This window comes from Parabacteroides sp. AF48-14, assembly GCF_003477465.1.
Classification (GTDB): domain Bacteria; phylum Bacteroidota; class Bacteroidia; order Bacteroidales; family Tannerellaceae; genus Parabacteroides; species Parabacteroides acidifaciens.
The window spans coordinates 1-25,394 of record NZ_QUDI01000027.1 but is presented as its reverse complement, the minus strand read 5'-3'; the positions used below and the strand labels follow the sequence as shown (position 1 = coordinate 25,394).

Annotated in this window: 16 protein-coding genes, 1 tRNA gene and 1 pseudogene; 11 read left to right on the top strand and 7 right to left on the bottom strand. The window is 41.2% G+C overall.

Annotated elements, in window-relative coordinates; all coding sequences use genetic code 11:
- Window positions 1-72 precede the first annotated feature (72 nt).
- From DW083_RS22925 to DW083_RS22920, 3 genes are read left to right on the top strand one after another with little or no spacing between them, the layout of a single operon-like run.
- Entirely contained in the window at window positions 73-690 is a 618-nt protein-coding gene (locus tag DW083_RS22925) for an AAA family ATPase (protein ID WP_255419828.1), read from the top strand.
- A complete protein-coding gene (locus DW083_RS23385; protein ID WP_255419827.1) occupies window positions 690-965 on the top strand; it encodes an AAA family ATPase in 276 nt (91 codons plus the stop codon). Before DW083_RS22925 ends, DW083_RS23385 begins: the two co-directional genes overlap by 1 nt.
- Window positions 950-1,747, top strand: a complete 798-nt coding sequence (locus tag DW083_RS22920) for a PD-(D/E)XK nuclease domain-containing protein (protein WP_233552207.1) — start codon at window positions 950-952, stop codon at window positions 1,745-1,747. Before DW083_RS23385 ends, DW083_RS22920 begins: the two co-directional genes overlap by 16 nt.
- Window positions 1,748-3,316: 1,569 nt before the next feature.
- Here the strand turns inward: DW083_RS22920 and DW083_RS13535 are convergent.
- The 3 genes from DW083_RS13535 to DW083_RS13525 are packed head-to-tail and all read right to left on the bottom strand — an operon-like array spanning window position 3,317 to window position 9,603.
- Entirely contained in the window at window positions 3,317-6,958 is a 3,642-nt protein-coding gene (locus tag DW083_RS13535; RefSeq protein ID WP_122332718.1) for a fimbrial protein, read from the bottom strand.
- A 21-nt stretch (window positions 6,959-6,979) separates the two neighbouring features.
- Window positions 6,980-8,431, bottom strand: coding sequence for a hypothetical protein (locus tag DW083_RS13530; protein WP_122332717.1), 1,452 nt, complete (start codon window positions 8,429-8,431; stop codon window positions 6,980-6,982).
- 26 nt (window positions 8,432-8,457) lie between these two features.
- Window positions 8,458-9,603 (bottom strand): hypothetical protein, encoded by a 1,146-nt coding sequence (locus DW083_RS13525; protein WP_122332716.1) that lies wholly within the window; start codon window positions 9,601-9,603, stop codon window positions 8,458-8,460.
- Between the two features lie 801 nt (window positions 9,604-10,404).
- Here DW083_RS13525 and DW083_RS13520 point away from each other — a divergent pair.
- The 7 genes from DW083_RS13520 (at window position 10,405) to tsf (ending at window position 19,771) form a co-directional block, all read left to right on the top strand.
- A complete protein-coding gene (locus tag DW083_RS13520) occupies window positions 10,405-11,532 on the top strand; it encodes a hypothetical protein (RefSeq protein ID WP_122332715.1) in 1,128 nt (375 codons plus the stop codon).
- A 23-nt stretch (window positions 11,533-11,555) separates the two neighbouring features.
- A complete protein-coding gene (locus DW083_RS13515; RefSeq protein WP_147382140.1) occupies window positions 11,556-13,157 on the top strand; it encodes a hypothetical protein in 1,602 nt (533 codons plus the stop codon).
- A gap of 22 nt (window positions 13,158-13,179) precedes the next feature.
- Entirely contained in the window at window positions 13,180-15,792 is a 2,613-nt protein-coding gene (locus DW083_RS13510) for a DUF4906 domain-containing protein (RefSeq protein WP_158582115.1), read from the top strand.
- A gap of 1,009 nt (window positions 15,793-16,801) precedes the next feature.
- The gene (gene rplM, locus DW083_RS13505) at window positions 16,802-17,257 is read left to right on the top strand and encodes a 50S ribosomal protein L13 (protein WP_005637644.1); all 456 of its coding nucleotides are present in this window, start codon (window positions 16,802-16,804) and stop codon (window positions 17,255-17,257) included.
- A gap of 5 nt (window positions 17,258-17,262) precedes the next feature.
- Entirely contained in the window at window positions 17,263-17,649 is a 387-nt protein-coding gene (gene rpsI / locus DW083_RS13500) for a 30S ribosomal protein S9 (RefSeq protein ID WP_115501313.1), read from the top strand.
- Window positions 17,650-17,789: 140 nt separating this feature from the next.
- Entirely contained in the window at window positions 17,790-18,632 is an 843-nt protein-coding gene (gene rpsB / locus DW083_RS13495) for a 30S ribosomal protein S2 (RefSeq protein WP_115501314.1), read from the top strand.
- A 149-nt stretch (window positions 18,633-18,781) separates the two neighbouring features.
- Window positions 18,782-19,771: a translation elongation factor Ts gene (gene tsf, locus DW083_RS13490; protein WP_115501315.1), complete on the top strand. Its 990-nt coding sequence runs from the start codon at window positions 18,782-18,784 to the stop codon at window positions 19,769-19,771.
- A 182-nt stretch (window positions 19,772-19,953) separates the two neighbouring features.
- Here the strand turns inward: tsf and DW083_RS13485 are convergent, their stop codons facing one another.
- The 4 genes and pseudogenes from DW083_RS13485 to DW083_RS13470 all read right to left on the bottom strand — a co-directional run bounded on the left by DW083_RS13485 (window position 19,954) and on the right by DW083_RS13470 (window position 24,825).
- Window positions 19,954-21,147 carry a pyridoxal phosphate-dependent aminotransferase gene (locus tag DW083_RS13485; RefSeq protein ID WP_115501316.1) on the bottom strand — a complete coding sequence of 398 codons (1,194 nt, stop codon included), beginning with the start codon at window positions 21,145-21,147 and terminating at the stop codon, window positions 19,954-19,956.
- Between the two features lie 25 nt (window positions 21,148-21,172).
- The gene (locus tag DW083_RS13480; RefSeq protein ID WP_115501317.1) at window positions 21,173-22,390 is read right to left on the bottom strand and encodes a bifunctional 3,4-dihydroxy-2-butanone-4-phosphate synthase/GTP cyclohydrolase II; all 1,218 of its coding nucleotides are present in this window, start codon (window positions 22,388-22,390) and stop codon (window positions 21,173-21,175) included.
- A 23-nt stretch (window positions 22,391-22,413) separates the two neighbouring features.
- Window positions 22,414-24,340: pseudogene (locus tag DW083_RS13475) on the bottom strand (LptF/LptG family permease).
- Window positions 24,341-24,441: 101 nt separating this feature from the next.
- Window positions 24,442-24,825 carry an START-like domain-containing protein gene (locus DW083_RS13470; protein ID WP_115501319.1) on the bottom strand — a complete coding sequence of 128 codons (384 nt, stop codon included), beginning with the start codon at window positions 24,823-24,825 and terminating at the stop codon, window positions 24,442-24,444.
- Between the two features lie 200 nt (window positions 24,826-25,025).
- On the opposite strand from DW083_RS13470, the gene DW083_RS13465 reads away from it, so the two are divergent.
- A tRNA-Met gene (locus tag DW083_RS13465) sits at window positions 25,026-25,099 on the top strand.
- Window positions 25,100-25,394: the final 295 nt, after the last annotated feature.

The following is a 25,394-nucleotide window of genomic DNA, read 5'->3' as shown; positions in this document are numbered from 1 at the left end:
CAAAGGCAGGAAAGAATTATGAATATCGGTCCGTTATTCCTATATTTGTAAGCACGATAAAAACAGTGACATATGGACCGGAAAAAGTTACCGATAGGCATCAGTGATTATAAAGAGCTGATAGAAGAGGATTATTATTATGTGGATAAGACCGATTTTATCCGCCAGATCATAGAAGAAGGAAGCAAAATTACGCTTCTTCCGCGTCCGCGCCGTTTTGGCAAGACGCTGAACCTTTCCACACTTCGCTATTTCTTCGAGAAGACGGAAGGCAACGTCTATCGTCCGCTGTTCGAGGGTAAAAGCATCGAACAATGGAAAGACTTCGACCGGTATCAAGGGAAATACCCGGTGATCCTGGTCACGCTGAAAGACTGTAAGGGCGATACGTTTGAAGCGACCCTGTCTCAGATCAAAATACAGATGCAACAGGAATTTGCCCGTCACCGTTATTTGCTGGACGACGATCTGTCCGAGCTGGACCGCCTGTGGTTTAATCAGATACTCATGCTACAGGCAGACGAAGTCATGATCCAAAACTCATTGCTTTTTTTATCCGGATTGCTGGCAACTCATTGGGGCATGCCGCCCCTCGTGCTGCTCGACGAGTATGACACACCAATTCATGTTGCTTTCGACAAAGGATATTATGACCGCATGATCGGCTTTATGCGTAACTTTATGAGCTAGTGTTCAAAGACAATACGGATATCTTTCGCGGCGTCATCACCGGTATCTTGCGGGTCAGCAAGGAATCGATCTTCAGCGGATTGAATAACATAGATGTAGATACGATCCTGGAACTTCCGATGTGTACTTCTTTCGGTTTTACGCAGGAAGAAACGGACCGAATGCTAACCGATTATTCGTTCGGTGGTCAGAAAGACGAGGTGAAGAACTGGTACAACGGCTATCTGTTCGGAGATCAAACGGTCTATAATCCTGGTCTGTGCTTTCTTTTGTAAATAAGGGCGGCGTCCTGGCTCCCTACTGGGTGAATACCGGCTCTGATGTCCTCTTGCGTCACCTGCTTGCCGACGGCCCGTCGCAGATACGTATGGGAGTGGAGTCGCTGATACAGGGCGAACCGATCCGCAGCGTGATAAACGACAAGTTAGCGTTCCCGGATTTACTGTCAGAAACAACCAATATTTGGTCGTTCATGCTTTTCAGCGGTTACCTGAAAGCCTCCGACCCGGTAAAGAACAGCGACGACTTGATGGAATATACTTTGCAGGTCCCTAATCGCGAAGTAAGAACTGTTTTCTTCACCATAATCCGCAGCTGGATCAATAACGGTCCGGTCAAGAACGACCGCCTGGAGCTGATGCTGCAAGCATTACGTGCAGGTGATATCGAATATTTTGAAGAGTTGTTGAACGACTTTGTCGTCCATACCTTTTCCTATTATGACACCAACGGCCGTGAGCCGGAAAAGGTTTATCAGGCATTTCTGTTAGGATTGCTAGCGGGCATGTCGGACTATGAGGTCAGCAGTAACCGTGAATCCGGTTTCGGACGCTACGACATCCTTCTGCGTCCGAAAGGTGGTAAGGGGCAAGCGGTGATTATGGAGTTGAAGCGTCTGCGCCCGACAGAGACAGTCGAGAAAGCGTTGAGTTCAGCCTTGCAGCAAATCGAAGACAAACAGTATGATGCCGTCCTGCGCCAGGATGGTTTCACCGACATCCTCAAGATGGCCATCACTTTCGACGGCAAGCGGGTCTGGATAAAGATAGCCGGATAAAACAGGTCGTTTTTGGTTTTAATCTCTCAAATTTTGACCTCCTACAAATGAAGAAATAGACAATACCCCCCTATTTCGGCCGTTTTTCTATTTCGTCCAAAATTCTAATCAATTTTGGATTGACTCTTTTCACGGTTTAAACTCCCCTTTCTGACAATAGGAAAAACGAGGTGCGCAGTCCGTTTCAAAAAACGTGCAATTTGATTGCCGAAAGACGGAAACACCGACAAAGTGATAAAGCTTAACTCCCGGAGAATCGAATATTTGAAAACAAAACGGACGGTGTTCCAAATATCGCAAGGAAATTCAGGTGCTTTTTTGCCCTTTAGACGGTCCTCTTTTCAATTACGACCGTCCAAATCGCCATTACGACCGTCCTAATCTTCGCGAGCTGCCGAGTGCACTACCTATTAGCACGGTCGCAATGGCAAAGAGGACGGTCGTAATGGCGGAAAACACTCAAAAAAGAGGAAAAAGTCCCTTTTTGAGATCAAAAAAGCGGATTAACATTTGTTTGATTTCGGAAGTCTTTTGGAGTTGAAAAATGCGTTTTATACAATAAGTCCCCCCGCCGCAGGCTCTCTTTTGCCATTGATTTCAATCAACGGATTGCTAAACACCCGGCTTTGCCGGATTCCTCTGTGGCTTTGAATCCCCTTTCAAATATCTACAAGTAATCCTATTAAAGGATCTCAAGTCCACAGAGGAAGAGGCTTTGCCTCTAAGCTCTAAAACCGTTCGTTAAAACGAAACGGCAAAAGAGAGCCTGCGGCAGAGGGCTTATTGTATAAAACGTGTTTTTTAGTCTCAAAAGACATCCAGAACTAAACAAATGTCAACCCACTTTTCAACTGTCAAAAAGGGGCTTTTTTCTATGATCCGGAACTTTATCGCCATGAAGAGGGACTTTATCGCTCTGACCCGGAACTTTGTTGCCCTGAAGTCGGACTTCATATAGCGCGAAGTCAACCTTCAGAGCGATGAAGCGTTACTTCAAGGCTATTTTCTGCGCACCTCACAGCAACAAGCCCTCAAAATTTCCTTTGGATATTTGGAACGCCGTCCGCCTTCGTTCGCAAATATTCGATTCTCCGGGAGTTAAGCTTTATCACATTGTCGACATTTTCATCTTCCGGTAATCAAATTGTACGCTTTTCGCAATGGACTCGGCATCTCATTTTCTCTATTGTCAGCCGAGCCGGTTAAAAACGTGAAAAGAGTCAATCCAAAATCGATCAAGATTTCGGACGAAATAGAAAAACAGTCAAAACAGGGGGTTAATGTATATCGCTGAAAGGAATTTTCAGCTCCCGGTCCATGCGTACCATCTGAAATTCTATGCCCATCCATTCGAAATTCCATGCCCATGCAATCCGATTTCCATGGGCATGGAATCCTATTTGCTTCTGTCAAATAATGAATTTATTTATCCCCAATGATTATCGGGTGAGCCCTTACAGTTTTAAGATAGAGGATGGAGTAGAAAAAAGCGGTGTGTTAGTCAAACAAAAGTACCGACTAACACACCGCTTTTATATATCAGAAAATTATTTCAACAATCTCACAGCTTTATTTGACATCCTTCACACATCGTACGTGATACGTCGCATTGCCCGGATTAATCAAAAAGACTAATGAACTAAAGGCAAAACCTTCACGAGATTGATCATTCGCTGGAGAATAGATCGTATATCCGGACAAAGTACCATCTGCCTTCTGAGTCTTACCATTATTAATTATATCATTCAAATAGAATGAATAGTAAGTTCTGGACATCAAATCTCCAGCAAATTCAGTACGAGAGTCTATCAACAATAATTCACGCAAATTCGGTAAACGCCAACTTCCTTTATCGGAGCCATCCGGTGCTTCTGTATATTCGCTACAAACTGATGTCAAATCTTTATCAGCCTGTTGATTCTGACTTGCCCAACCAAAAGAGTTAACGGATGTTCCTGATGGTGTAGATTCCTTCTTTTGGATATAAGCACCATTCCCTTCTCCTACCTCATGATATCCACCACCATCACAGGAATTCCAATTACCTCTTACATCCGACATATTAACGGCATAATATCCTTGTGACGTCGTCCAAGCTCCTCTATTGGTACCGACATATCTGAAATAGGCAGTAGCTGTTCCTGAAACTCGAATGTAATTACCCTGATTTTCAGAAACCGAATAGAAATATTGATCTGTAGTCTGCGAGCGTTTTACATAATTACCATTATTTCGTTCACGGAATAGAGGAAATTCTGAGGCTGAGTAACGGATATAGGTGTTAGAACTATAATCTGTCCACAATACCTTCCATATACCATTATCAGTAAATCCCCCATTCTTTTTTCTATATTGTCCTTCTTTCCCTATTCCTGTATTATAATAGAAGTAACCATTATTCGCCTCACAATCACTTGCCTTAATTATCACATAAGAACCTTTTCCATCTGGTACGTTAAAATAGCGATCTGCACCCTTATCTTCATACGTGGTAGAAACGGAATAGTCCCCTTTTCCTGCACCTACCTCATAATATGTATAACTGCCTACTGCTATGCCGCCAGATAATTCTATCTTTTCATAATTACCGGCACCTTGCCCCGCATAATAATAGTTTGTATTACTGGACCGTTCCGATTGAGCCTCCTCATCTGTTATTTTCAAGTAAGCGCCATTTCCTTTACCTGCATAATAATATCCGTTTTCACAATGGGAATAATTTCCATTTCCTTGCCCCACATGTTTATATACAACAGTCTCATCCATTTTTGTTTGGGTAGCAATATCTGTAGCCACTTGGAACTTGGTATAAGGACGACTTAATATGCTGCGCTCGTCATGCCGTCTTAACTCTCCGGAGGAAAGGAAATCCGAAGTAGAACGTAATGCAGCCGCATTCATTTTTGTTAAATCAATTACCGAACTGTTGAATGAAGCAAAATCCTCGGGTTTATCATTTACGGTCGTTCCGGTCTTATTGCTGTTCAGACCTAAATTTCTTACACATCTCAATTGTCTTGAAGAAGACGAAATACCTTTTGTGATCGTACCATCTCCATTTGTGCCAAAACTGCCATAAGGTCCACTCTCTTCAGCCCAAAAAACTTGTTTATTCGAGTTACTTACATAATGTTTGAACAACCAATAGTTTTTACTACCGGAAGAATAGCTGAATTTGTAATCATCCGACGAATACAACTGGGCATCCTGAGGTAAAACAGCTGTACCGATCGAAATGTCCGTATATTGATATATTGCAGGCAAATACCATTTTATTTCATCTTCTGTAATAACACCATCTCCGTTTTCATCACGATTACGCTGCATACAAGCCGCATAAGCCTTTTTCAAATAATCCCGATAATCCTGATACACCGGGGTCGACGACTGATTTGGCGTATTACCACCACGTGCATACCAACTTGCTGAAGATCCTATTTCCCGAATCATATTCCATCTACCATTGTAATTATCACTGCCTTTTGTCGAGGGATCACCATATTCCAAACCAATCTCAAGTGTTTTACCACTAACTTCCCTTGTATTTGTTGTTTCATTAATCCATTCAATACCCCACGCTGTCGAAACCTTGTCTACGTTATAAAATGTACGAATGGATTTTTGACGGATTATATAAGCCGCATCGATCACGTTACTACCATTTCCACTCTGCGTGTTACACAAAATCTGCATAATACGGTCATTCTGATTCACATATTCCTTCCAATTATTATCTGTATCATAATATTCATTAATGAAACAAGTGTAAGATAATGTCTCTGCAGACCAATCTTCATTAGAAACATCAGACGGCTGTTCTTCATCCCTAAAAGCCTCTAATTGACTTATTAAGTTTTCTGTTGTTAATAACAATGAACTTCCGGTACCCGGATAACAGGCTGCTTCGTTTTGATAGCCTTTAGCATTTTGAATAAAGCTTACCCAATTTAAATCTTTCTTTTCGAAACCGGTTGTTTTATTGCTGTTAACCAAGACTTTGATGTCAGTCGGATAATTGGTTTTCAGCATTCCACGAGAAAATTTCAATACCGTGCGTGCATAGTGGGCATCCACATCAATAATATTATTGCCTGTCGGAAAATAGACATCACCATCTCCCCGATCATATTCTTGACTTGGATCGACAACCTCTAACACGATCTTATTCACACCTTCAACAGATACTGAATAAATATAGTTTTTATTACGCAAACATTCAAAGTTATTCGGATCATTACCGACATATCCCAAATGAATATTATATTTCACAATGGCATCGACATCATACATTTCACCGGACTTTCCGTCCCTGTAGGCTTTTCCTTTATATTTTCCATTCAAAACAACATAAGTCGACTTTTCAGGAGCATTCGCCCTACCATTAGCATCATAGCTTTCACGGGCATCATAAGACGTTAAACCGCTGGTAGATTTCTTATTTTCAAGTATATAGAAAGAAAAACTGTTTCCGCCTTCATTAAAATCCTTTATTGCCGTCTTATTAAAATAAGTAACCTCTTCAGAGGTTCCACTTTCTCCCAATACGACTCTTTCCGGGATGTTATAGATACTAAAAGAATCCAATACGAATGAAGTTGCTAACCCATCAGTTGTGATATTGAAAGTAAGGACCGACTGGAGTTTCTTCAACCATACTTTTGCTTCTGAGCTCTCCGAATCTGACGAAAGAGTTCCGTTTTCATCAATAATACAAGTCGGGGCTTCTGTCGCATCTTTTGCACCGTAAAAACCACTCATAAGGAAACGACCGTCCAAACTGTTGATGGACTGCTCCTCCAATTCTAAAAGTTGGTTTTGGAATTCTGTTAGTGATTGAACATTATCTAATGTTGTTTTTTCTATCACCAAAGAATTTGTAGTTAAATTAGCCACCGCACAGATTTTACGGTTTCCGCTGGTTGTATTTACAGTTATTTTACCATTTGTAGCTTCAGTCAATTGATTCGAAGGATAATATTCACCGGAAATACGAGCCCCAGATGCGGCATCAAAAACCAAAATATATAAATCACGGATATTATCTTCCGAACTCTTGGTCATAATGATCTCTGATTCTTCAGGTGCAAAAGAGAGAGAGACTTGACAGGGAATTCCCTCTTTTACGGATGATCTATTCACAAACGTGTCATCTACGCAAGCTGCTAATCCTAAAAGGCCTAACAGGAATATATATAATTGTATCGTTTTCATAAGACTAATATTAAGTATTCATTAATTAAATGGAGGAATTGTTACTGGAACTGTCCCGAATGGAACAGAAGCATATTCTAATTGCAAACTTGTTTGAGCCGTTGTTATCTTAGCGGTTACCGTATATAAGTTACCATGTATGACACCGTCTGTAAAACATGTAGTTCCATTCTTTTCTGGGTTTATAGAGAAGGAATATCCTGCAGGCAGCTCAGCAAAAATCTGATTTGTCCAAACCGGTTCCTGTTCTTCATATGTCACATTTGCCGGTATAAAGGCAAATGTTCCACCAGTTCCCCAACCTGGTTGGACAGAACTTCCATTTTTCAGCCAAAGAGCATGCCATGAACCTTTAGCCTTTGTTGCTTTTTTCTTTAGTTCTTTAATCAATTTACCAGTCATATTTACCCGTAACGGTGATTTTGTTGTAAATTGTTTTTCATACGAATAAAAAGAAAGCAAGAGTCCGTCGTCTTTTACTCCTAAATTGCCTAACAATAATGACAATAATTTTTGCTCGACATTTTCAGCACTCAAAAGGATATAAGATTGAGTTTCTATATTATAGATCTGAATATCGGAAATATCTAACCGCCATTCATAAAAATTCTGGGTAATAACACAAGAATTATCCACATGATATAATTTTGTACCGTTGTTCGCCTCATTGTATATCAAAGGCTTGCCATTATAAACAACCTCTGCGGGATTAAATTCTTTTATTGCGTCTGGCCAATCTTCTATCTTTGCAATATTCGTATAATTGTCTGGAACTTTATTTTTATTCCATCCTTCTACTATACTCGGATTCAAAGTCCACACGGTATCCGGTTTCAGTTCCTCTCCAGGTATCGCAATATCCAACTTAATATCGACTCTTGCCGCCAGTTGGGTCATTGCAATTTCTATCACTGGATTTATAGATGAGGATGTAAACGAATAGTCCACTTCTCCTACTTTTACCAAATTGGTAGCAGTAAAAGTCGCAGTCGCCTGATAGGTCGCGTCTAAATTCCGTTCGATTGCAGCCTTATACTGATCATAAGTTTCATAACTCGAATAATCATTTGCAGAGTTTGCAATGGCTAAAATACGAACATTCTTGCCAAGTCCATCCTTAATGGATATATTATCGATTTTGTACGCAATCGTATCACCTTTAGATGTCGTTGCGTTACTTGTAGAAAACGTTGCATTTTTCTCGCCTATTTTATTTCCTACTGTACCATCCGCCCCTACTTCAAAGAAAGCAACATGAGCTGTATTGACTTGCAACTCTTCTGGAGTCGCATACTTATAAGGATTATCGACAGCTCCGACAGCTTTAGTCTGAACAGTTTTCGATGCTAAAATAACACTTAATCCTTCAATTTGCTGCGTATCCGGAGTTTCTATTAACTCCTCATCGGAGCAAGAGAACAAGAAACCGGACATCACCGACATCACTACTAATGAAAAATTCCTGATATTCATGATATTCAATTTTTACCCGTTTATAATTACAAATTCACCTCTATTTCGTTATTCTGCCAATCTCTCGTATAGCAAACCACTGCACAATCTACTTTACGATTCGTTACCTTCATTTTTACTGTCAATCTATAGATATAGTTCGGATTAACATAAGTCGTACCGGTTGTATTATCATCGCCAGGACGATTGATCACATAGGCCTTTGTATATTCTTCTGTCCCGACGGTGAATTTAATTTCAACTTTAGTCAAATTATCTTCATTAATGCCTTCTTCATAACGTTCGTCAGATACAGTAATTGCTGTTTGATTCGTATTCTTATAGGAATAGAAAACAACTGGGTTCTCTAAGTCTGTAGCTACCTTATTCGTATAAACTGTGTAGTTAGACAAAAGTGAAGGTGTATTTTGATAATTATTAGTTTCTTCAACATTATAATTACCTGCAACTACTTTTTCAGCACCAATCCCTGTTTTAGAGGAAAGATTCGAATTCAACAGACGTACACTCTTAATTATTACATCAGCTGATTCAGAGTTCGTATCATATGTAACATTAAAATGAGCTAACTCAATACGTGCAGCCAACTGGTAAACGGTTACTGCTTGCGTGTAGGTATTTGTTTCTGTTTTTGCTGTAGATGTAGAGGCCGCATAGTTTACATTAGCGGCAGCGGACTTATCGGAAAAATTGATCGCAGCAGTACCGACTTTAACCAGAGTACCATCAGCAAACCCTGTCGTTGTCTGGACAGCAGCCTTAACTGCGTCCATGTCACTATAATTTGCGAATGAAATAGTTGAGTTTGCCACAATCATAACGTGTAAACCTGTTTGCTCTTTAGTCAGGATAGAGAAATCAGTCGGCAGAGTTGTATTATTAGTAACTGCAACACCGTCTCTTACGGCAAGAACGTCATCTCCTTTAAATAAAATAACGGAACAAGTAGAAATTGCTTCTGTTGCTGCGATTTCTTCTGTTGCAGGATTACCGGTTGCACTGCTTTTAGTCGTGGCTGTTCCACCTTGTAGAGTGAACGACAGATGTACGTTCCCATCAGAAAAGGCCTCATTGTTTTTCCCAAAATCATTTTGAATGATATCGTCTTCCATCGAACAAGCAGTTGCAATAAAGAAGACACACAGAATCGATAATATATTCTTCAGTTTCATAACCCTAATATTTTTTCGTTTAACTTACACTGCAAAAGTAGGGCGAGTAAAATGAACGGATGATAAGCGAAACTTTCAATTTTTAGAGGCAAATATATCAATCTGTTGATTGTTGAGAGGTGCACCGATAAAGTGCCAAATATGCGAGAGCAATACCTACCTTGATTTTCGGTGACAAAAAATTTGCTCTTAAATTCATTGCTTTTTTAGTCGGTTTTAGGGAAACATGCCTTATGGGTACTATAATTATATCTATTTCCGGAGTGAACCGTTTTTTATAATTGTTAACTGTTTTGTGGCTCAACTTGCTGTATTATAGCTAAAAGAATGCGTTTTTTTTATTGCGGCTATGACTTTCATGTAGTTCCAATCTTTATGGCTTGCTGTTCCCTTCTTTCTGCTGCTTAACTGGCTGATTATCATGAAGCCTTGATTTTTGGAAGGATCTTTTTTGTGATAAATTTCTCCCAAACCTTGAAGTTTCTATCTTTTCGAGGGGTATCCCTCTCAATTTGACCGTTTGCCACATTTACCCCTTAAAGATGAAAGTTGTGCCTATTACCGCTAACAAATATCTACTTTATTTTTGCAACGTAAAGTTAAATACAGAAAGAGACAGAGTTCCGATAGGACTCTGTTAATAGAGCATCAAAAAGAGTTCATTTATAGGATAAGAGAAGAAATAAAAAGAGTTCTGGTTTACTTAAAGTGCTCATTTGTAGAATAAAAAAGAGACAGAGTCCTATCGGGACTACGTCAAAAAACGAAAATAGGGAATATAAACAATAAAAAATATAGGATATGAAACTGAGAAATATACTATCCGTTTTTTGCTTCCTGGCAGCGATGGCATCCTGTTCGATGGAAGATGATACAATGATGAACGATGCATCGAAAGAATTTGAAGCAAGCGTAAATGCAGATAAAGAGGCTTACTTGGCTTTTGGTATGAATCTTGGAGTCATGAACACCAAATCAACAGTTAAGGATGACCAGGTTGGAACAGATGATAAGATAGACCAGGAAATTAATAATTTATGGATTTTCTTGTTAGATGGTGAAACAGTATTGAATAAAGCTTATTTGGCTGAAGGTGACATCCATTTTGATACTAATCATCATTTGTATAAGGATGCTGAGCATACTACTCCTTTTGGTTTCCTGACCAAGAAAAAGGATAATTTGAAACTATTCGTAATCGCAAATTCTACATACACTGCAAATAACACTACAATCGCCGCTTGTACAACATTGAGCGGAATTAAAGCTCTTTCTTTGGGTGCAGATGATTTGAACGCTTGCGTGAAAGTATCGGATGTCGCAAATGTTGTTTGGGGTGATTATCCCGGATACGAAAAGATAAACGGTGCGGACGGTGCATTGCTGCAAGAGCCTTGCTGGGTCGACGTTACTCTGAAACAGGCTTATGCTCGCGTAGGTTTGAAGAGCTTCGTAGTAAAGAAAAGTGACGAGTTGACAGATAACATAGACGTTACTTTATTGGAAGCAACTTTGAGCAATCAGAATATGGCATGGTCTGTAGGTGGAGCAGGTCAGAATATTAGTAAAAATACCCCATCTTATTTGGCACAAGGTGCTTCCTATACTTGCAATACCGCTTCCATAACAGACAATGAAGGTTTGAATCTGATTTCCGGTGAATTAGCCGCTTATAGAACATTCCAGAATGAAACAGAAACTCCTGTAAGCATCAATCTGAAATATCAGATTGGAGTGAATGTATATGAGAAGACGTATCCTATTAAGACTGCTTATGAAGCAAAGGTTTTGGCCGGTAATATCTATCAGTTGAATGTGATTATGACAGTTGCGGATCGGGAAGCTGATGTTGTAGTGTCTTGCTATACGGAGGACTGGAAAGAAGGCGGTGCTTTGGATGAGATTGTATTGAAGCCTTCTAATAATTAATGAACGGGTAAAATTATATAATTATGAAACTAAAGAAAATACTATCAGGAATGTTTATCGTGGCATTAGGTGTTACATCCTGTACATCTGAAATGCCTGTTGATAACCAGGGAGAAGACGGAGCAAGCGCACTGTCAGTCGTACTGTCTGTAGGGGATCAAGTCACAAAGGCTATCGATGATCCTGCCGGTGGAAGTTACGGCATCGCTACAACCAAAGAAATTACAATCAATGACTTTCATGTTGCTATTTTTGACGGTACGAGCAATCAGCGGATTGATGCAATGACTGTAAAACCAGGTGAAACAGGGGTTCAAGATGCGACTATCACCGACAATGGGAAAAAATATTCCGGCTATAAAGTTAATTTTGAGAATGTCTCAACAAGAGATCATGAATCTGTTTATGCAGTGGTTATAGCGAATGCCTCCAAGACAGAGTATGATGTTTTTGATAATTGTAAAGAGTATTCGGATTATGAAGGTGTTATTATCAAAACCGAATCGTTTGATGCTTCAAATTTAGCTAAGTCAGGTATGTCAGAGTCAAAAACAATTTCAGGTAATACTAATATAGAGTTACTTGTGCCACTAACACAGCTTTCTGCCCGTATCGATTTTGGAACAGCGACTGCTGCGACGAAAGCGGGCTCTGGCGATGAGATTACTTCTGATTGGAGTGTAGTCACAAGTCAGCCGGATGATTTGGATGAAGCAGTTTGGAATGCACTGAAAGCTAAAGCCGCTGATAATAAATCTGGTACATGGGAGCCTAAATCAAATGAAACGGAAGGTCCTTTGTCCTCATTTACTGATAATTCTTATAAAAGGAGAAATCATTATAATGTTTGGGAAGCAATTAGCAATTCGTATGGGGGATATTATTATTCTGCACAGTATGGTGATTGGTACTCCAAAGACTGGGATTGGAATAATAGATATCGTTCTGCCTATTATGCCAATCGTATCCTCCTTGTCCGCAAAAAAGTAACGACTACGTCGGTAGCTCCTCCCTCTACTTCTTCCGGATTTAATCTTACAGAGGCCTCCTTCGTTGGTAATGGTCAGACAATCCCTGATTGTAAGGTTACAGGTAACTCTAAATATAGGGCAATTAATGGTTCTTTTAGCACAAATACCTCTTTCTATACGTATGCACTGCCGGAGGATAAAGATTTGGAAATAACATTGAAGGGAACTTTCCAGGAAGGTTCTTCTGGAAGTACAGGAGGACAGACTTCTGAGAAATGGGTATATGGTATCTGGACACAGAGCCGTGGGGCTGGTTGGAACAATGTCTCTACTACTCCAGAAGATGATTCTGCTGGAATTACATGGTACGACGGTAAAGATGGTAGCCCGGAGATAACTCAAGAGATTTCATCAACGAAATCTGTTTCAACTGCATCCGATAACTCTTTAAAGAGCGGCGAAAAGATCTATACCTATAAATTCAATTGGTCGGATTTGAAACAGGATGGTGAGCCGGTGACTCTTCAGAGAGGCTATCGTTACAAGCTGGATGTTGTGAAGGTGGATAAGAACGATTTTAAACTGATTGTGATGAAGGAACCTTGGAGCATTCAAGAAGTCAATGTTGGATATGACAGTGATAAGTATAAGTAAAATTTTGCAAAAGTATACAGATATGAAAACGATAAATTATTTAATAGCTATACTGCTCATTTCATCTTTTGGTGTTATGACCTCTTGTGTGGATGAGATAGAAGGAAAAAGTGAGGGAAATAGTAATACTATACAACTAACGATTGCTGCACCAGAAGACAATGTCGTTTCTCCTACAAAATCGGGAGGAATGACTATTGATGAGACAATAAATGATATATGTATTCTGATCTATAAGAATGGCCTGCTGACCGATGAGTCTGTTTATACGACTGATGGTATTTCTGATATTCAGAATAATGCAAGTGGGCATACTTATCAAATTGATATTGAGGATTTGGAACAAAGAACTGTATATGTCGTTGCTAATGCCGGTAATATTAAAAATGAGTGGAATAATGAATCTGGTCTTAACACCGAATATTCATTGGCTAATAATAAACCGAAGTGTATATTGTTTGCAAAAGGGAAATCATTTAATGTAAAGGATGATAAGTCAGTTACAGCATCATTAGAACGAATTTATGCAAAAGTAACGGTTGAGATAAATACAAAGGGGGTTAGTAATGCAACAATAACACCGAAAAGCGTAACTTTAAAGAATGTGCCGGCCACAGGCCAATTGCAAGAGAATAAAATAGTTGGAACTACAGAGAGTGTAGATTATATTTCCAATGCAGGTACCATTACTTTTGCCGATCCGATAAATAAGGTTAGTGGTGGTCACGGTGATAATGCCGATGCTTTTTATATGTATGAAAATATGCAACCGCTCGGCTATTGTTTGAAAGACGGAAAAGAGTTTACAGGAGAGTGGAAAAGCACATATAATGGGAATCAGGCTTATAAAACTCCTGCAAGCATGGGCGGGGCTACAAAAGATCCGGCGGTTGTTGGCAGAAATAAGACTTGTTCATATATTGAAGTTGTCGCTGATTATACTGGGAGCAAAGGTAACGGAACTGTAAACTATCGTTTCTTTTTGGGGAAAGATGCTTATACTTCTTTCGCAGTTGAGCGGAATACGCATTATCAAGTAACTTTAACACTGTCCGGGGATGGCGGCGTGGATGAAGCTTCCTGGCGTGTTACTACAGCTATTATGGGTGCTTTTACTCCACATGATGCTTATGTCGGCTATTTGGTAGGATCGAAGAGCAGGGTATATGTGGATTTGGGCAATGATACGAATTTGCCAAATTCTAATTGGACAATTCGTAAAAAGAGTGGAACCGATGTTGTTACTACAAGTTCAAATTTGCAGCGAGATGGAGATCGCTATTATTTTGAAGTTGTAGCAAAAGAGACGAATGTGAGTGACCGTAGTACTCAATCCGGCGTTTATACGATCAGTTCAAATAAGGCATCAGAATCAAAAGATGTTACGGTCACTCAGGTGATTCGTATATTGGATCCGATCGCTTATTATCATCAGAATCCGCAAACAGTATTTGAAAAAGATGTGGTGGTCAAAGTCTTTAATCGTAATCCGGATAACTTTTATATTCCTTTATCATCGGTTGGTGCTTGGACGGTTTCAGTTGAGTCTGGTAATTGGTTTACATTGAGTAAACATCAGGATTATACTGGGGATAATACAGTCTCTGCTGATAATAATGTAATAACAGGTGAAGGTGGCGCTGTTAAATTTCATTTTAAAGCGAGCACTTTAGGAAATAATTCTGCACGCTATGGATGTATCTCCGTGAAATATCATAATAACATGTGTGAGCATAAGATCTATTTGCGCCAAGGTGGTGGCGATACGGAACTTATAAGCGGACAGGCTCAATGGGCCTATAGTAATGTTATTAAGAGGGGTACGAATGGAACTTATGCTACGCAACCTGGGCCTATGTTTGCGGGGGGAAATAGTAGTACTTTATATAATTCTTATACTCCAGGTTATAATATATCCTATGATATTAGTGGTCAGGATCGTAGTAATTGGATGACAATATCAGGGGATCACTATTCAGAGCCATTGCAAGGACCGTGTCCTAAGGGATATACTTTGCCTTCCATTCGTGATATGTCTGTTTTGAAGAAAGCATGCCATATGGATAATTTAACTGCGGCAGTTGGCTATATCTATGATGACGATCCTACGCCAGGATGGGAATGGAGTCAGAGGAATGGTGTATATTATGCGAATCCGAATAATATGGATCATAGTAATCCTGCAAAAGGAATTGTTTTAGTTAATACTAATAATTATGTAAACTTGGTATTCCCATTTGGTAATGGTGTCCTTAAACATGCTGGTGTCCCTGACAATGGAATGGATACAGGCTTGGATGAAATCGGTGTTGGATTCCGTACTTCCGGTAAACTGTATACAGAGGAGGATGTTATGGAGAATGGATCTATAAATGTCTATGTTTCATATAATGCTAATTATTGGAGTGGGTCTCCTGGTAGCGGTGGTAATCAGCATTTATCTTATATGAAATTCTGGTATTTCTTGAAGAGAAATGTACCTATCTACCTTAGTGATGGAAGTAATAGATGGGGAGAAAGTTGGGAGGTTTCCTGGAATGGAGCTGGTGGTTTGGATCGTAAAAACGGAATGTTTGTCCGGTGTGTGAAAAACAGTAAGCCTGCGGATCGTAATTATTATAGTAATAATTTTTAATCTGGAACTTTAGGAATGTCAGAAAAGCAATGAATAGCCTATATTTTTTCATTTAACTTACATATACCAATCCTTAACGGGATATAGGTAACTTAGGGCACGAAGAATTTCTTCGCGCCCTTTGTGAGGTTAAAGGGGATACCCGTGAAATCCGTGTATGAAAGATAGAACAGAAATCTTTTTCAACAAAAGTTTTCGAGCGGTAGGAAAAGCTGGTAAAGATTGTCAATCCAATGGAAAAAGAACGTATAGTGTATGGGGGAGTGCCTGAAAGCCTATCGCGACAATCAAAATATATGAGATTATGCTTATCAACAGGCTTTCCTATATGATATAAAGAAGGATTGCAAAATGTAAGATGCCCCTTAAGATAAAGCAAAAAAGAGCGGCCCCCACTATTATAATGGATTGCACCGGCCTGAATACTGATGCAATCGCGGAGTTATAAGACCTGAACTTCGGCAAATGCAGACAATATCCCCGCATTTACGAGCTAAAAACTACGAAAATTCAATATTTACAAAAATAAATTGTTTTTTATTTGTTTATATCAAATATAAGGCCGTCCTTTGTCATGTAAGCAAAAGAACTGTTTACAGTTGAGAATTGCTTACTCAATAGTAAGCAAAACCCTATGAAAAAGGTGTACTGAATATGGTAGTGGTGGGTTTAGGGAGGATGCCAGAATGAGTTTACTCATTTTTTTCAGTAAATAATTAACCAAAACGATAACTATGTGTGAGCGGGAGTATAGATAACTTATCTATCTCTCGCTTTTTACTTTAAACTTATTTCTTTTTTGCTGGAATAGACCCACTTGAATAAATTCTTTCCCTGAAAAGTTTTGTATTTTGCAGAAAAGCCGTACCTTTGCAAGCCGAATATTATCAAAATTGTACTAAGAGTTTAATTCTTAGCACGTTGTTGCGTCAAGTGTCCGTAGTGACAGCGCACGCGGGAATTGGATTCTTGTTTTTTAGAGTTATTAATTTATTAATTTTTAAAGCAAGTGGATACTTTAAGTTTTAAGACCATTTCTGCAAACAAAGCAACTGTAAACAAAGAGTGGGTCATTGTTGACGCCGAAGGACAGACTTTGGGACGCCTTTGCGCAAAGGTGGCTAAGCTTTTGCGCGGTAAGTATAAACCCAATTTTACTCCGCACGTTGATTGTGGTGATAACGTAATTATCATCAATGCAGACAAAATCGTTCTGACAGGTAATAAGTGGAACGATCGTATTTATTTGAGATATACCGGATATCCCGGTGGACAGATCGCTTATACTCCGGCCGACTTACAGGCTAAGGGTGACGACCGTCTGTTCCGTAAAGTAGTGAAAGGTATGCTTCCCAAGAATCGTCTGGGTGCCAAACTGTTGAATAATCTGTATGTATATGCAGGAACAGAGCACAAACACGAAGCTCAGCAGCCTAAATTAATCGATATAAACTCATATAAATAATCACAATGGAAGTAGTAAATGCAATAGGAAGACGTAAAGCTGCAGTTGCTCGCGTATTCGTAAGCGAAGGTACAGGAAAGATTACTATCAACAAACGTGATCTGGCTAATTACTTTCCTTCTACAATCCTTCAGTTCATTGTTAAGCAGCCGCTCGCAAAGCTGAACGTTGCAGAACAATATGATATCAAAATCAACCTTGATGGTGGAGGTTTCAAAGGACAGTCCGAAGCTGCTCGCCTGGCTATCGCCCGCGCACTGGTGAAGATCAATCCGGAAGACAAATCTGCTCTTCGTTCGGAAGGTTTTGTTACTCGTGACCCGCGTGCCGTTGAACGTAAGAAACCGGGACGTCCTAAGGCTCGTAAGAGATTCCAGTTCAGTAAACGTTAATCTTATTTGTGAGTCCCTTACAAGTAGAGCAAAGCGTTTAGTATCTAAATTATCAGGATTCTTTTTATATGCTGACATACGGAAAGACTACCTGGTGATTGAGTTAAACAAAAGAAAGTAAACGATTTAAGAAAAAAACAATGTCAAGAGTTAATTTTGATCAGTTATTAGAAGCTGGCGTACACTTCGGACACTTAAAAAGAAAGTGGAACCCTGCAATGGCTCCTTATATTTTCATGGAGCGCAATGGTATTCATATCATTGATTTGTATAAAACAGTTGCTAAAGTAGATGAAGCAGCAGAAGTAATGAAGAACCTGGCTAAACAGGGTAAGAAAGTACTTTTCGTTGCTACTAAAAAACAAGCTAAACAAGTTGTCGCTGACAAGGCTGCTTCTGTAGGTATGCCTTACGTTATCGAACGCTGGCCGGGTGGTATGTTGACCAACTTCCCGACTATCCGTAAAGCTATCAAGAAGATGGCTACTATCGATAAGATGACTAAAGATGGTACATTTGATAATCTTTCCAAGAGAGAAAAACTTCAGATTACTCGCCAGCGTGCCAAGTTGGAAAAGACTTTGGGTTCTATCGTAGACCTGACTCGTCTCCCGTCTGCTTTGTTCGTTGTTGACGTAATGAAAGAACATATCGCAGTTCGTGAAGCTAACCGTCTGGGTATCCCCGTATTCGGTATGGTAGATACTAACTCGGATCCGAACAACATCGACTACGTGATTCCGGCTAATGATGACGCTACTAAGTCTGTAGAAGTTATCCTGGGCGCTATCTGCGAAGCAATGAACGAAGGTCTGCAGGAACGTAAAGCTGAAAAGATCGATACTGAAGCTGCCGGCGAAGGCGAAGCTCCGAAAAGAGAACGCAAAGCTAAAGCTGCAGTAAAGAAAGAACGTACGAAGAAAGAAGACGAAGAAGCGTTGAACGCTAACGTTGCTGACAAGTTCGCGAAAGACGAAGAGTAAATTCAATTGACAATTGAAAATTGACAATTGAAAATTAAGAGAAACATATAATGAAACGATGGGCAATTGGCTTTTGACTTGAATTGTCAATTGTCAATTGTCCATTGTCAATTAATAAAGTAAACATTTAAATATAAGGAAATAAGATTATGGCTGTAACTATGGCTGATATAACCAAGCTGCGCAAAATGAGCGGAGCTGGTATGATGGACTGCAAGAAGGCTTTGACCGAATCTGACGGTGACATCGAAAAAGCAATGGAAATTATCCGTAAAAAAGGACAGGCTATCGCCGCTAAGCGTTCTGACCGTGATGCTGCCGAAGGTTGCGTGTTGGCAAAAAAAGATGGCGAATTTGCTGCTATCATCGCTTTGAAGTGCGAAACTGACTTCGTTGCCAAGAATGAAGATTTCATCGCGCTGGCTCAGGCTATCCTTGACGCTGCTGTGGCTAACAAGTGCAAGACTCTGGACGAAGTGAAAGCGCTTCCGATGGGTAAGGGTACCGTACAGGATGCTGTTACCGATCGTAGCGGTATCACTGGCGAAAAGATGGAATTGGACGGCTATAACGTGGTAGAAGGTGCTTACACTACTGTTTACAACCACATGGGTAAGAACCAACTCTGTACGATCGCTGCTTTCAACAAGGAATCAGAAGAGGCTGCTCATAACATCGTTATGCAGATCGCTGCTATGAACCCGATCGCTATTGATGAAGCTGGTGTTTCTGAATCTGTAAAAGAACAGGAAATCCAGGTGGCTATCGAAAAGACAAAGGCTGAACAAGTTCAGAAAGCTGTTGAAGCTGCCCTGAAGAAAGCCGGAATCAACCCGACGCATGTTGACAGCGAAGAGCATATGGAAAGCAACATGGCTAAAGGCTGGATCACAGCTGAAGATGTTGCCAAAGCAAAAGAAATCATCGCTACTGTTTCTGCTGAAAAAGCAGCCAACTTGCCTCAGCAGATGATCGAGAACATTGCCAAGGGCCGTCTTGCCAAGTTCTTGAAGGAAGTTTGCTTGTTAAACCAGGAAGATATCATGGACAGCAAGAAGACTGTAAGAGAAACAATGAAGGAAGCAGATCCCGAATTGCAGATCCTTGCATTCAAACGCTTCACTTTGCGTGCTGAATAATTAACGTTACCGTTATATATAAAAAAGGCTGCCGGATTTTTCCGGCAGCCTTTTTTATTTCTCTCTGAGTGCGATATTTCCGTACAATCTTCCATGCGTTTTTAAATAATCGATTCTCCAGGGGTTAAAAAAAGAGGATATCTATTAGAACATCCTCTTTATGAAGTAGTTATAATGCAATTTTACTTTAATGCTGCTAATGCGTTTTTGATGCGTTTGATAGCTTCCACAATGTTTTCATCGCTGGTAGCATAACTCATGCGGATACATTCGGGTGCGCCGAATGATGTACCGCCTACGCAAGCCACGTGGGCAACTTCCAACAGGTACATGGCCAGATCGTCTGCATCGTTGATTGTCCGTGTGCCGTCTGTCTTACCATAATAATAGCTACATTTCGGGAACAGGTAGAAAGCGCCTTCCGGCTGGTTTACCTCGAATCCCGGAACGTCTTTTGCCAACTTGACGATCAGATTGCGGCGACGTTCGAATGCCTGGCGCATTTCTTCAACCGGTGCCTGTGAACCCGTGTAAGCGGCTTCAGCAGCCTTTTGGGATACGGAGCATGGTCCGGATGTGTATTGTCCTTGCAATTTGTTGACAGCCTTTACGATCCATTCCGGTCCGGCGATGAAACCGATACGCCAGCCGGTCATTGCATAGGCTTTGGATACGCCGTTTACAATGACAGTGCGGTCTTTCATGCCGTCTACCTGTGCAATGCTGTTATGTTTGCCGATATAGTTGATATGTTCGTAAATTTCATCTGCGATAACGATGATTTCCGGATGTTTTTTCAAAACATCGGCCAAGCCTGCCAATTCTTCCGCGCTGTAAACGGAACCCGTCGGGTTGGAAGGGGAGCAGAGGATAATTGCTTTTGTCTTCGGTGTGATGGCTGCTTCCAGCTGTGCCGGTGTGATCTTGAAATCCTGTTCGATACCTGCCGGTACGATAACGGGTTTACCTTCAGCTAATTTTACCATTTCCGGGTAGCTAACCCAGAACGGAGCCGGAATGATTACTTCGTCACCCGGATTTACCAATACCATGATTGTATTACAAACGGATTGTTTCGCACCATTTGCGCAGGAAATCTGGTTGGCTGTATATTCCAATCCGTTTTCGTTTTTCAGCTTGGCAACGATCGCATTGCGCAATGCCGGATAACCAGCAACGGGAGAATAACGAGAAAAGTTTTCGTCAATAGCTTTTTTAGCAGCTTCCTTAATGTAATCAGGGGTGTTGAAATCGGGTTCTCCGACACTTAAATTGATAACATCCACTCCCTGAGCTTTTAATTCACCGCTCTTCTGAGACATCGCCAATGTTGCGGATGGCGACAAACTTGCTAAACGTGCTGATACTTGTGTCATGATAGTGTTTTTATGTAATTATAAATTATTTGATATTATGTAAGACATGTCCCATCCGTTCCTTCTTCGTCTTCATATAGAATTCGTTATAAGGATTCGGAGCCACCTCGATAGGCACGTTTTCTACGACAGTCAGTCCGTATGCTTCCAGCCCGACACGCTTCACGGGATTGTTGGTCATCAGACGCATTTGAGTCACCCCTAAGTGACGCAGGATCTGGGCGCCTACGCCATAATCGCGTTCATCTGCCTGGTGTCCTAAGTGCAGGTTGGCGTCGACAGTGTCCAAGCCGTCTTCCTGAAGCTTGTACGCTTTCATCTTTTCCATCAATCCGATACCCCGGCCTTCCTGGCTCAAGTAAACGATGACGCCTTTGCCTTCTTTCTCGATGCGTTCCATTGCTTTGTGCAACTGTTCCCCGCATTCGCAGCGCATGGAACCGAAGATATCTCCGGTTGCACAAGAGGAGTGTACACGCACTAAGATCGGTTCGTCCGGTTCGAATTTACCCTTTATCAGGGCGATATGCTCCAGACCGTTACTTTTCTGGCGGAAAGGGATCAGGCGGAAGTGCCCGTATTGTGTCGGCATATCCACTTCTACGCCGTTTTCTACGATCGATTCCGTTTTCAGGCGATAGGCGATCAGGTCTTTGATGCAGATGATCTTGATGTCGAATTTCTTGGCAACCTCTATCAGTTCCGGCAGGCGTGCCATCGTTCCGTCTTCATTGATGATTTCGATCAATGCACCGGCGGGATACAGCCCGGCCAGGCGTGCCAGGTCTACCGCAGCTTCCGTATGCCCGGCACGGCGAAGTACGCCACGCGAACGTGCACGGAGCGGGTTGATATGTCCCGGACGTCCCAAATCGGACGGTTTTGTTTTCGGATCGGCCAATGCGAGGATTGTCTCCGCACGGTCGAACATGGAAACGCCTGTCGTGCAGCCGCCTCCCAATTTATCTACTGTTATCGTGAAAGGTGTTCCCAATAAAGAGGTATTATTGGCTACCTGCATATCCAGTTCCAGCTCCTGGCAACGTTCTTCCGTAATCGGGGCGCATAATACGCCGCGACCGTTTTTCAACATGAAGTTTACTTTCTCAGGAGTTATCTTTTCTGCAGCAATAATAAAATCACCTTCATTTTCGCGGTCTTCGTCATCCACTACGATTAAGAACTTCCCTTCGCGGAAGTCTTCAATCGCTTCTTCAATGGTGTTTAATTTAATTTCGCTCATATATTTTTCTTCTATTTCTTATTTTACAAAGATACGGGTAATTTTTCAATTATCTCAATCAGTTCATTACTTGTCTTTTGCACCATCTGTATGTCGTGGCGCAAAAGCTTACGCTGGTAAGTGGCGAGCAGATAGACCGGCAATCCTATCGGGAAAAATATTCCGAAAGCCAAGCCGATGTTTCCGTTTATTTTCGCGTTCATCTGGTTGTATCCGCTGATAACCGGATAGTCCATCAGTTTGTTCAGCACCAGGTTCTGGTCTGAATTTTCCAACTCTTCGATGATACCGTCCATTTCGGCAGCCAAACTGTCGGCTGTGTGGTCACGGCCCCCCTGTTTCCAGAAGCGGATATAGTTTGTCCACCGCTTATGCCCGGCCAGGTATGTTTTGCAGTTTTCAGCCAACTGTTCCAGGCGGGGAACGATATTTTTGTAATCCGGATTGAACATGATAACCTCTTTCAGCTCCACTTTTCTTCCCGAACGTTTGCCGAACAGGTTTTTCAACGCATTCAGATAAGTATCTGCATTCAGGATGACAGAGTCGTTAACCGCCTTGTATGTCAGGAAAATACCCAACGGAGCCAATACCGCCGAACTCAACCACATCCCTTCCCAAGCTTGCCAGATTCCGTCGCGGGCCATCTTGAAACCGATGTTGTCGATAATATAGTAGAAAATAAACAGGACTACTGATATAACGACCGGCATTCCCAATCCTCCTTTGCGGATGATGGCGCCGAGCGGAGCTCCGATAAAGAAGAAAACCATACAGGCGAATGAAAGGGTGAATTTCTTGTGCCATTCCGTTAAATGCCGGCGCACCTTGTAGGCTTCGTCTCCGACGGTTGCTGCCCTGAAGAAATAATCGGCTTTCATATTCTCGATGCTCGACTTTGCGCGTGTCAGGATCGTCGCTTTCTTTCCGGGATCTTCAGCTTGGTAAAGGCTGTCGTAATTCATGACAATGACCGGCTCATCTTTTTTCTGATCCGTGTTTATGTTTTCCGGTTCTTTTCCTGTATCTTTCGATTCAGGATTTTTTGTATCTTTAGGTTTGCTCAACGTCCTTTTGTAGGATGTTTCGTAAACATCTTCGAATTGACGTCCTGATACTATCCAGGCGTACGCTCATGGAGTCGATGGAGGTTTGCAGGTCATGCATATTTTTCCCCAGATACTGGTTTTGCATGAATGATTCGTCCGTGCGTGAGAAGTTTGCGTCGAACTCGATCAGGATATCGCGGCTTGTGAATGTCTCCCTCTGATAAGGAACGGCGTTTTGCTTCCCGTCGGCATTCTTGGATTGATCCCCTATGTTTTGAAAAGATTCGCCATTAAACAGGGAAAGGACCAGGAACAGTTTATCAGCCGATGTTTTTAACCGTCCCGAATCGGCAACCATCACGCTCACATTATTGAAACCCTTGGTATGATCATAGATCATCATGTCGCGGAGCAGTCCCGTTTTATTGTCTTTATGCTTTACATATACATTATAACCGGTGATGTCACTGTAGAAAACCCCTTCTGGAATATCCAGCTCCGGAGATTTCTGACGCATGGACCAAAGCAATGTGTAAAGCTTGACTTGGACGACAGGCATGGCGTAGTTCTGGAAAAAGAAAGCCCCGATACTGATAATGCTGATTGTAATGATCAGCGGGCGCATAATCTTGACAAGCGAGACACCCGCCGATTTCATAGCCAGTAATTCCAATCGTTCGCCCAAATTCCCGAAAGTCATAAGGGAAGCCAACAGTATCGCTAAGGGGAGAGCCATCGGCACAAGAAAAAGGGCTGCATACATGAACATTTCTCCCAAGACGGGGATTCCCAGGCCTTTCCCAACCATGTCGTCAATGTATCTCCACAAGAACTGCATGAGCACAATGAACAGACAAATGCCGAAGGTCATTAGAAACAACGGCAGGAAAGTCTGCAACATAAATGTATATAATCGTTTTATTTTCAACATTGCTTATCCGGTTGACGGCGCAAAAGTAGTGAAAAAACGATATGATAGCTAACAGAAATCACTAAAACTACCTAAATGCCGAGCGTACGCTTCAGTTCTTCTACTTGGGTATCCCACAAATCGATAGAATCCCGTTTTTCATCCGGTTCGGCAAAATCTGTTATTTGCAAAGAAGTGGAGCCTGTTAGTTCGTGCGTGTGAATCTGAAATTCAAAATAGGCAGTATCATCCTCTTCATCAGTCCAGCGGTAACGGACACTCATTTCCGGTTTGATGGATAGTACTTCTGCGTCCTGTTCGGCTTTGTTCCATTTAAAAACATACATGTTACCATTAATAATAACATCGTCAGCGAACCAAGCAGATAGCCCTGGAGGTGTAGTGAGGTGATTCCATAAGCTTCTTCGCGAAACTTTATCGAAGATGTATTCGATATGAAATTTCTCTTTTTTCATTTTTTCATTGTGTTTATTGCGCAGCAAGGTAGTAAAAGAATCGCTATTCGCCAAATCTGCATATAAAAAAAGCGACTCTGAATTAATATCTTAACACGAGGCTTTGAAAATAATTGAATTTTTTTTCGCGAAAGAGTTGCATGATATGAAAATAAACTCTACTTTTGCAGCGTCAATCAAGGAAATGATGACAACATGATGGCGAGATAGCTCAGCTGGTTAGAGCGCATGATTCATAATCATGAGGTCCCCGGTTCAATCCCGGGTCTCGCTACGGAAAGCGTTAAGAAATTTCTTAAACGCTTTTTTTGTTGTCTATTGTTGCGTTTTGTTTGTTATATAGGCTCACCCCGAAAAGTTGTGGAGAAAGCAAAAAATGGCTCACCCCGAAAAGTTGTGGAGAAAGCAAAAAATAATTATTTTTGCTCAATGGAAACAGGTTACGAACTATTCTTACCCGAGGCATATTGACTTACTTTGAAGTAACCCATGCCGATCGCACAGCAACAGCCATATTAATATACTTAGATGAGAAGGACTTATCCGAGGAAGAACGAAGTGGAAAACAT

Excerpts from the sequence above, each read along its gene's own strand:
- DW083_RS22925 (WP_255419828.1), top strand. The coding sequence starts at position 73 with ATGGACCGGAAAAAGTTACCGATAGGCATCAGTGATTATAAAGAGCTG.
- DW083_RS13535 (WP_122332718.1), bottom strand. The coding sequence starts at position 6,958 with ATGAAAACGATACAATTATATATATTCCTGTTAGGCCTTTTAGGATTA.
- DW083_RS13530 (WP_122332717.1), bottom strand. The coding sequence starts at position 8,431 with ATGAATATCAGGAATTTTTCATTAGTAGTGATGTCGGTGATGTCCGGT.
- DW083_RS13525 (WP_122332716.1), bottom strand. The coding sequence starts at position 9,603 with ATGAAACTGAAGAATATATTATCGATTCTGTGTGTCTTCTTTATTGCA.
- DW083_RS13520 (WP_122332715.1), top strand. The coding sequence starts at position 10,405 with ATGAAACTGAGAAATATACTATCCGTTTTTTGCTTCCTGGCAGCGATG.
- DW083_RS13515 (WP_147382140.1), top strand. The coding sequence starts at position 11,556 with ATGAAACTAAAGAAAATACTATCAGGAATGTTTATCGTGGCATTAGGT.
- DW083_RS13510 (WP_158582115.1), top strand. The coding sequence starts at position 13,180 with ATGAAAACGATAAATTATTTAATAGCTATACTGCTCATTTCATCTTTT.
- rpsI (WP_115501313.1), top strand. The coding sequence starts at position 17,263 with ATGGAAGTAGTAAATGCAATAGGAAGACGTAAAGCTGCAGTTGCTCGC.
- rpsB (WP_115501314.1), top strand. The coding sequence starts at position 17,790 with ATGTCAAGAGTTAATTTTGATCAGTTATTAGAAGCTGGCGTACACTTC.
- tsf (WP_115501315.1), top strand. The coding sequence starts at position 18,782 with ATGGCTGTAACTATGGCTGATATAACCAAGCTGCGCAAAATGAGCGGA.
- DW083_RS13485 (WP_115501316.1), bottom strand. The coding sequence starts at position 21,147 with ATGACACAAGTATCAGCACGTTTAGCAAGTTTGTCGCCATCCGCAACA.
- DW083_RS13480 (WP_115501317.1), bottom strand. The coding sequence starts at position 22,390 with ATGAGCGAAATTAAATTAAACACCATTGAAGAAGCGATTGAAGACTTC.
- DW083_RS13470 (WP_115501319.1), bottom strand. The coding sequence starts at position 24,825 with ATGAAAAAAGAGAAATTTCATATCGAATACATCTTCGATAAAGTTTCG.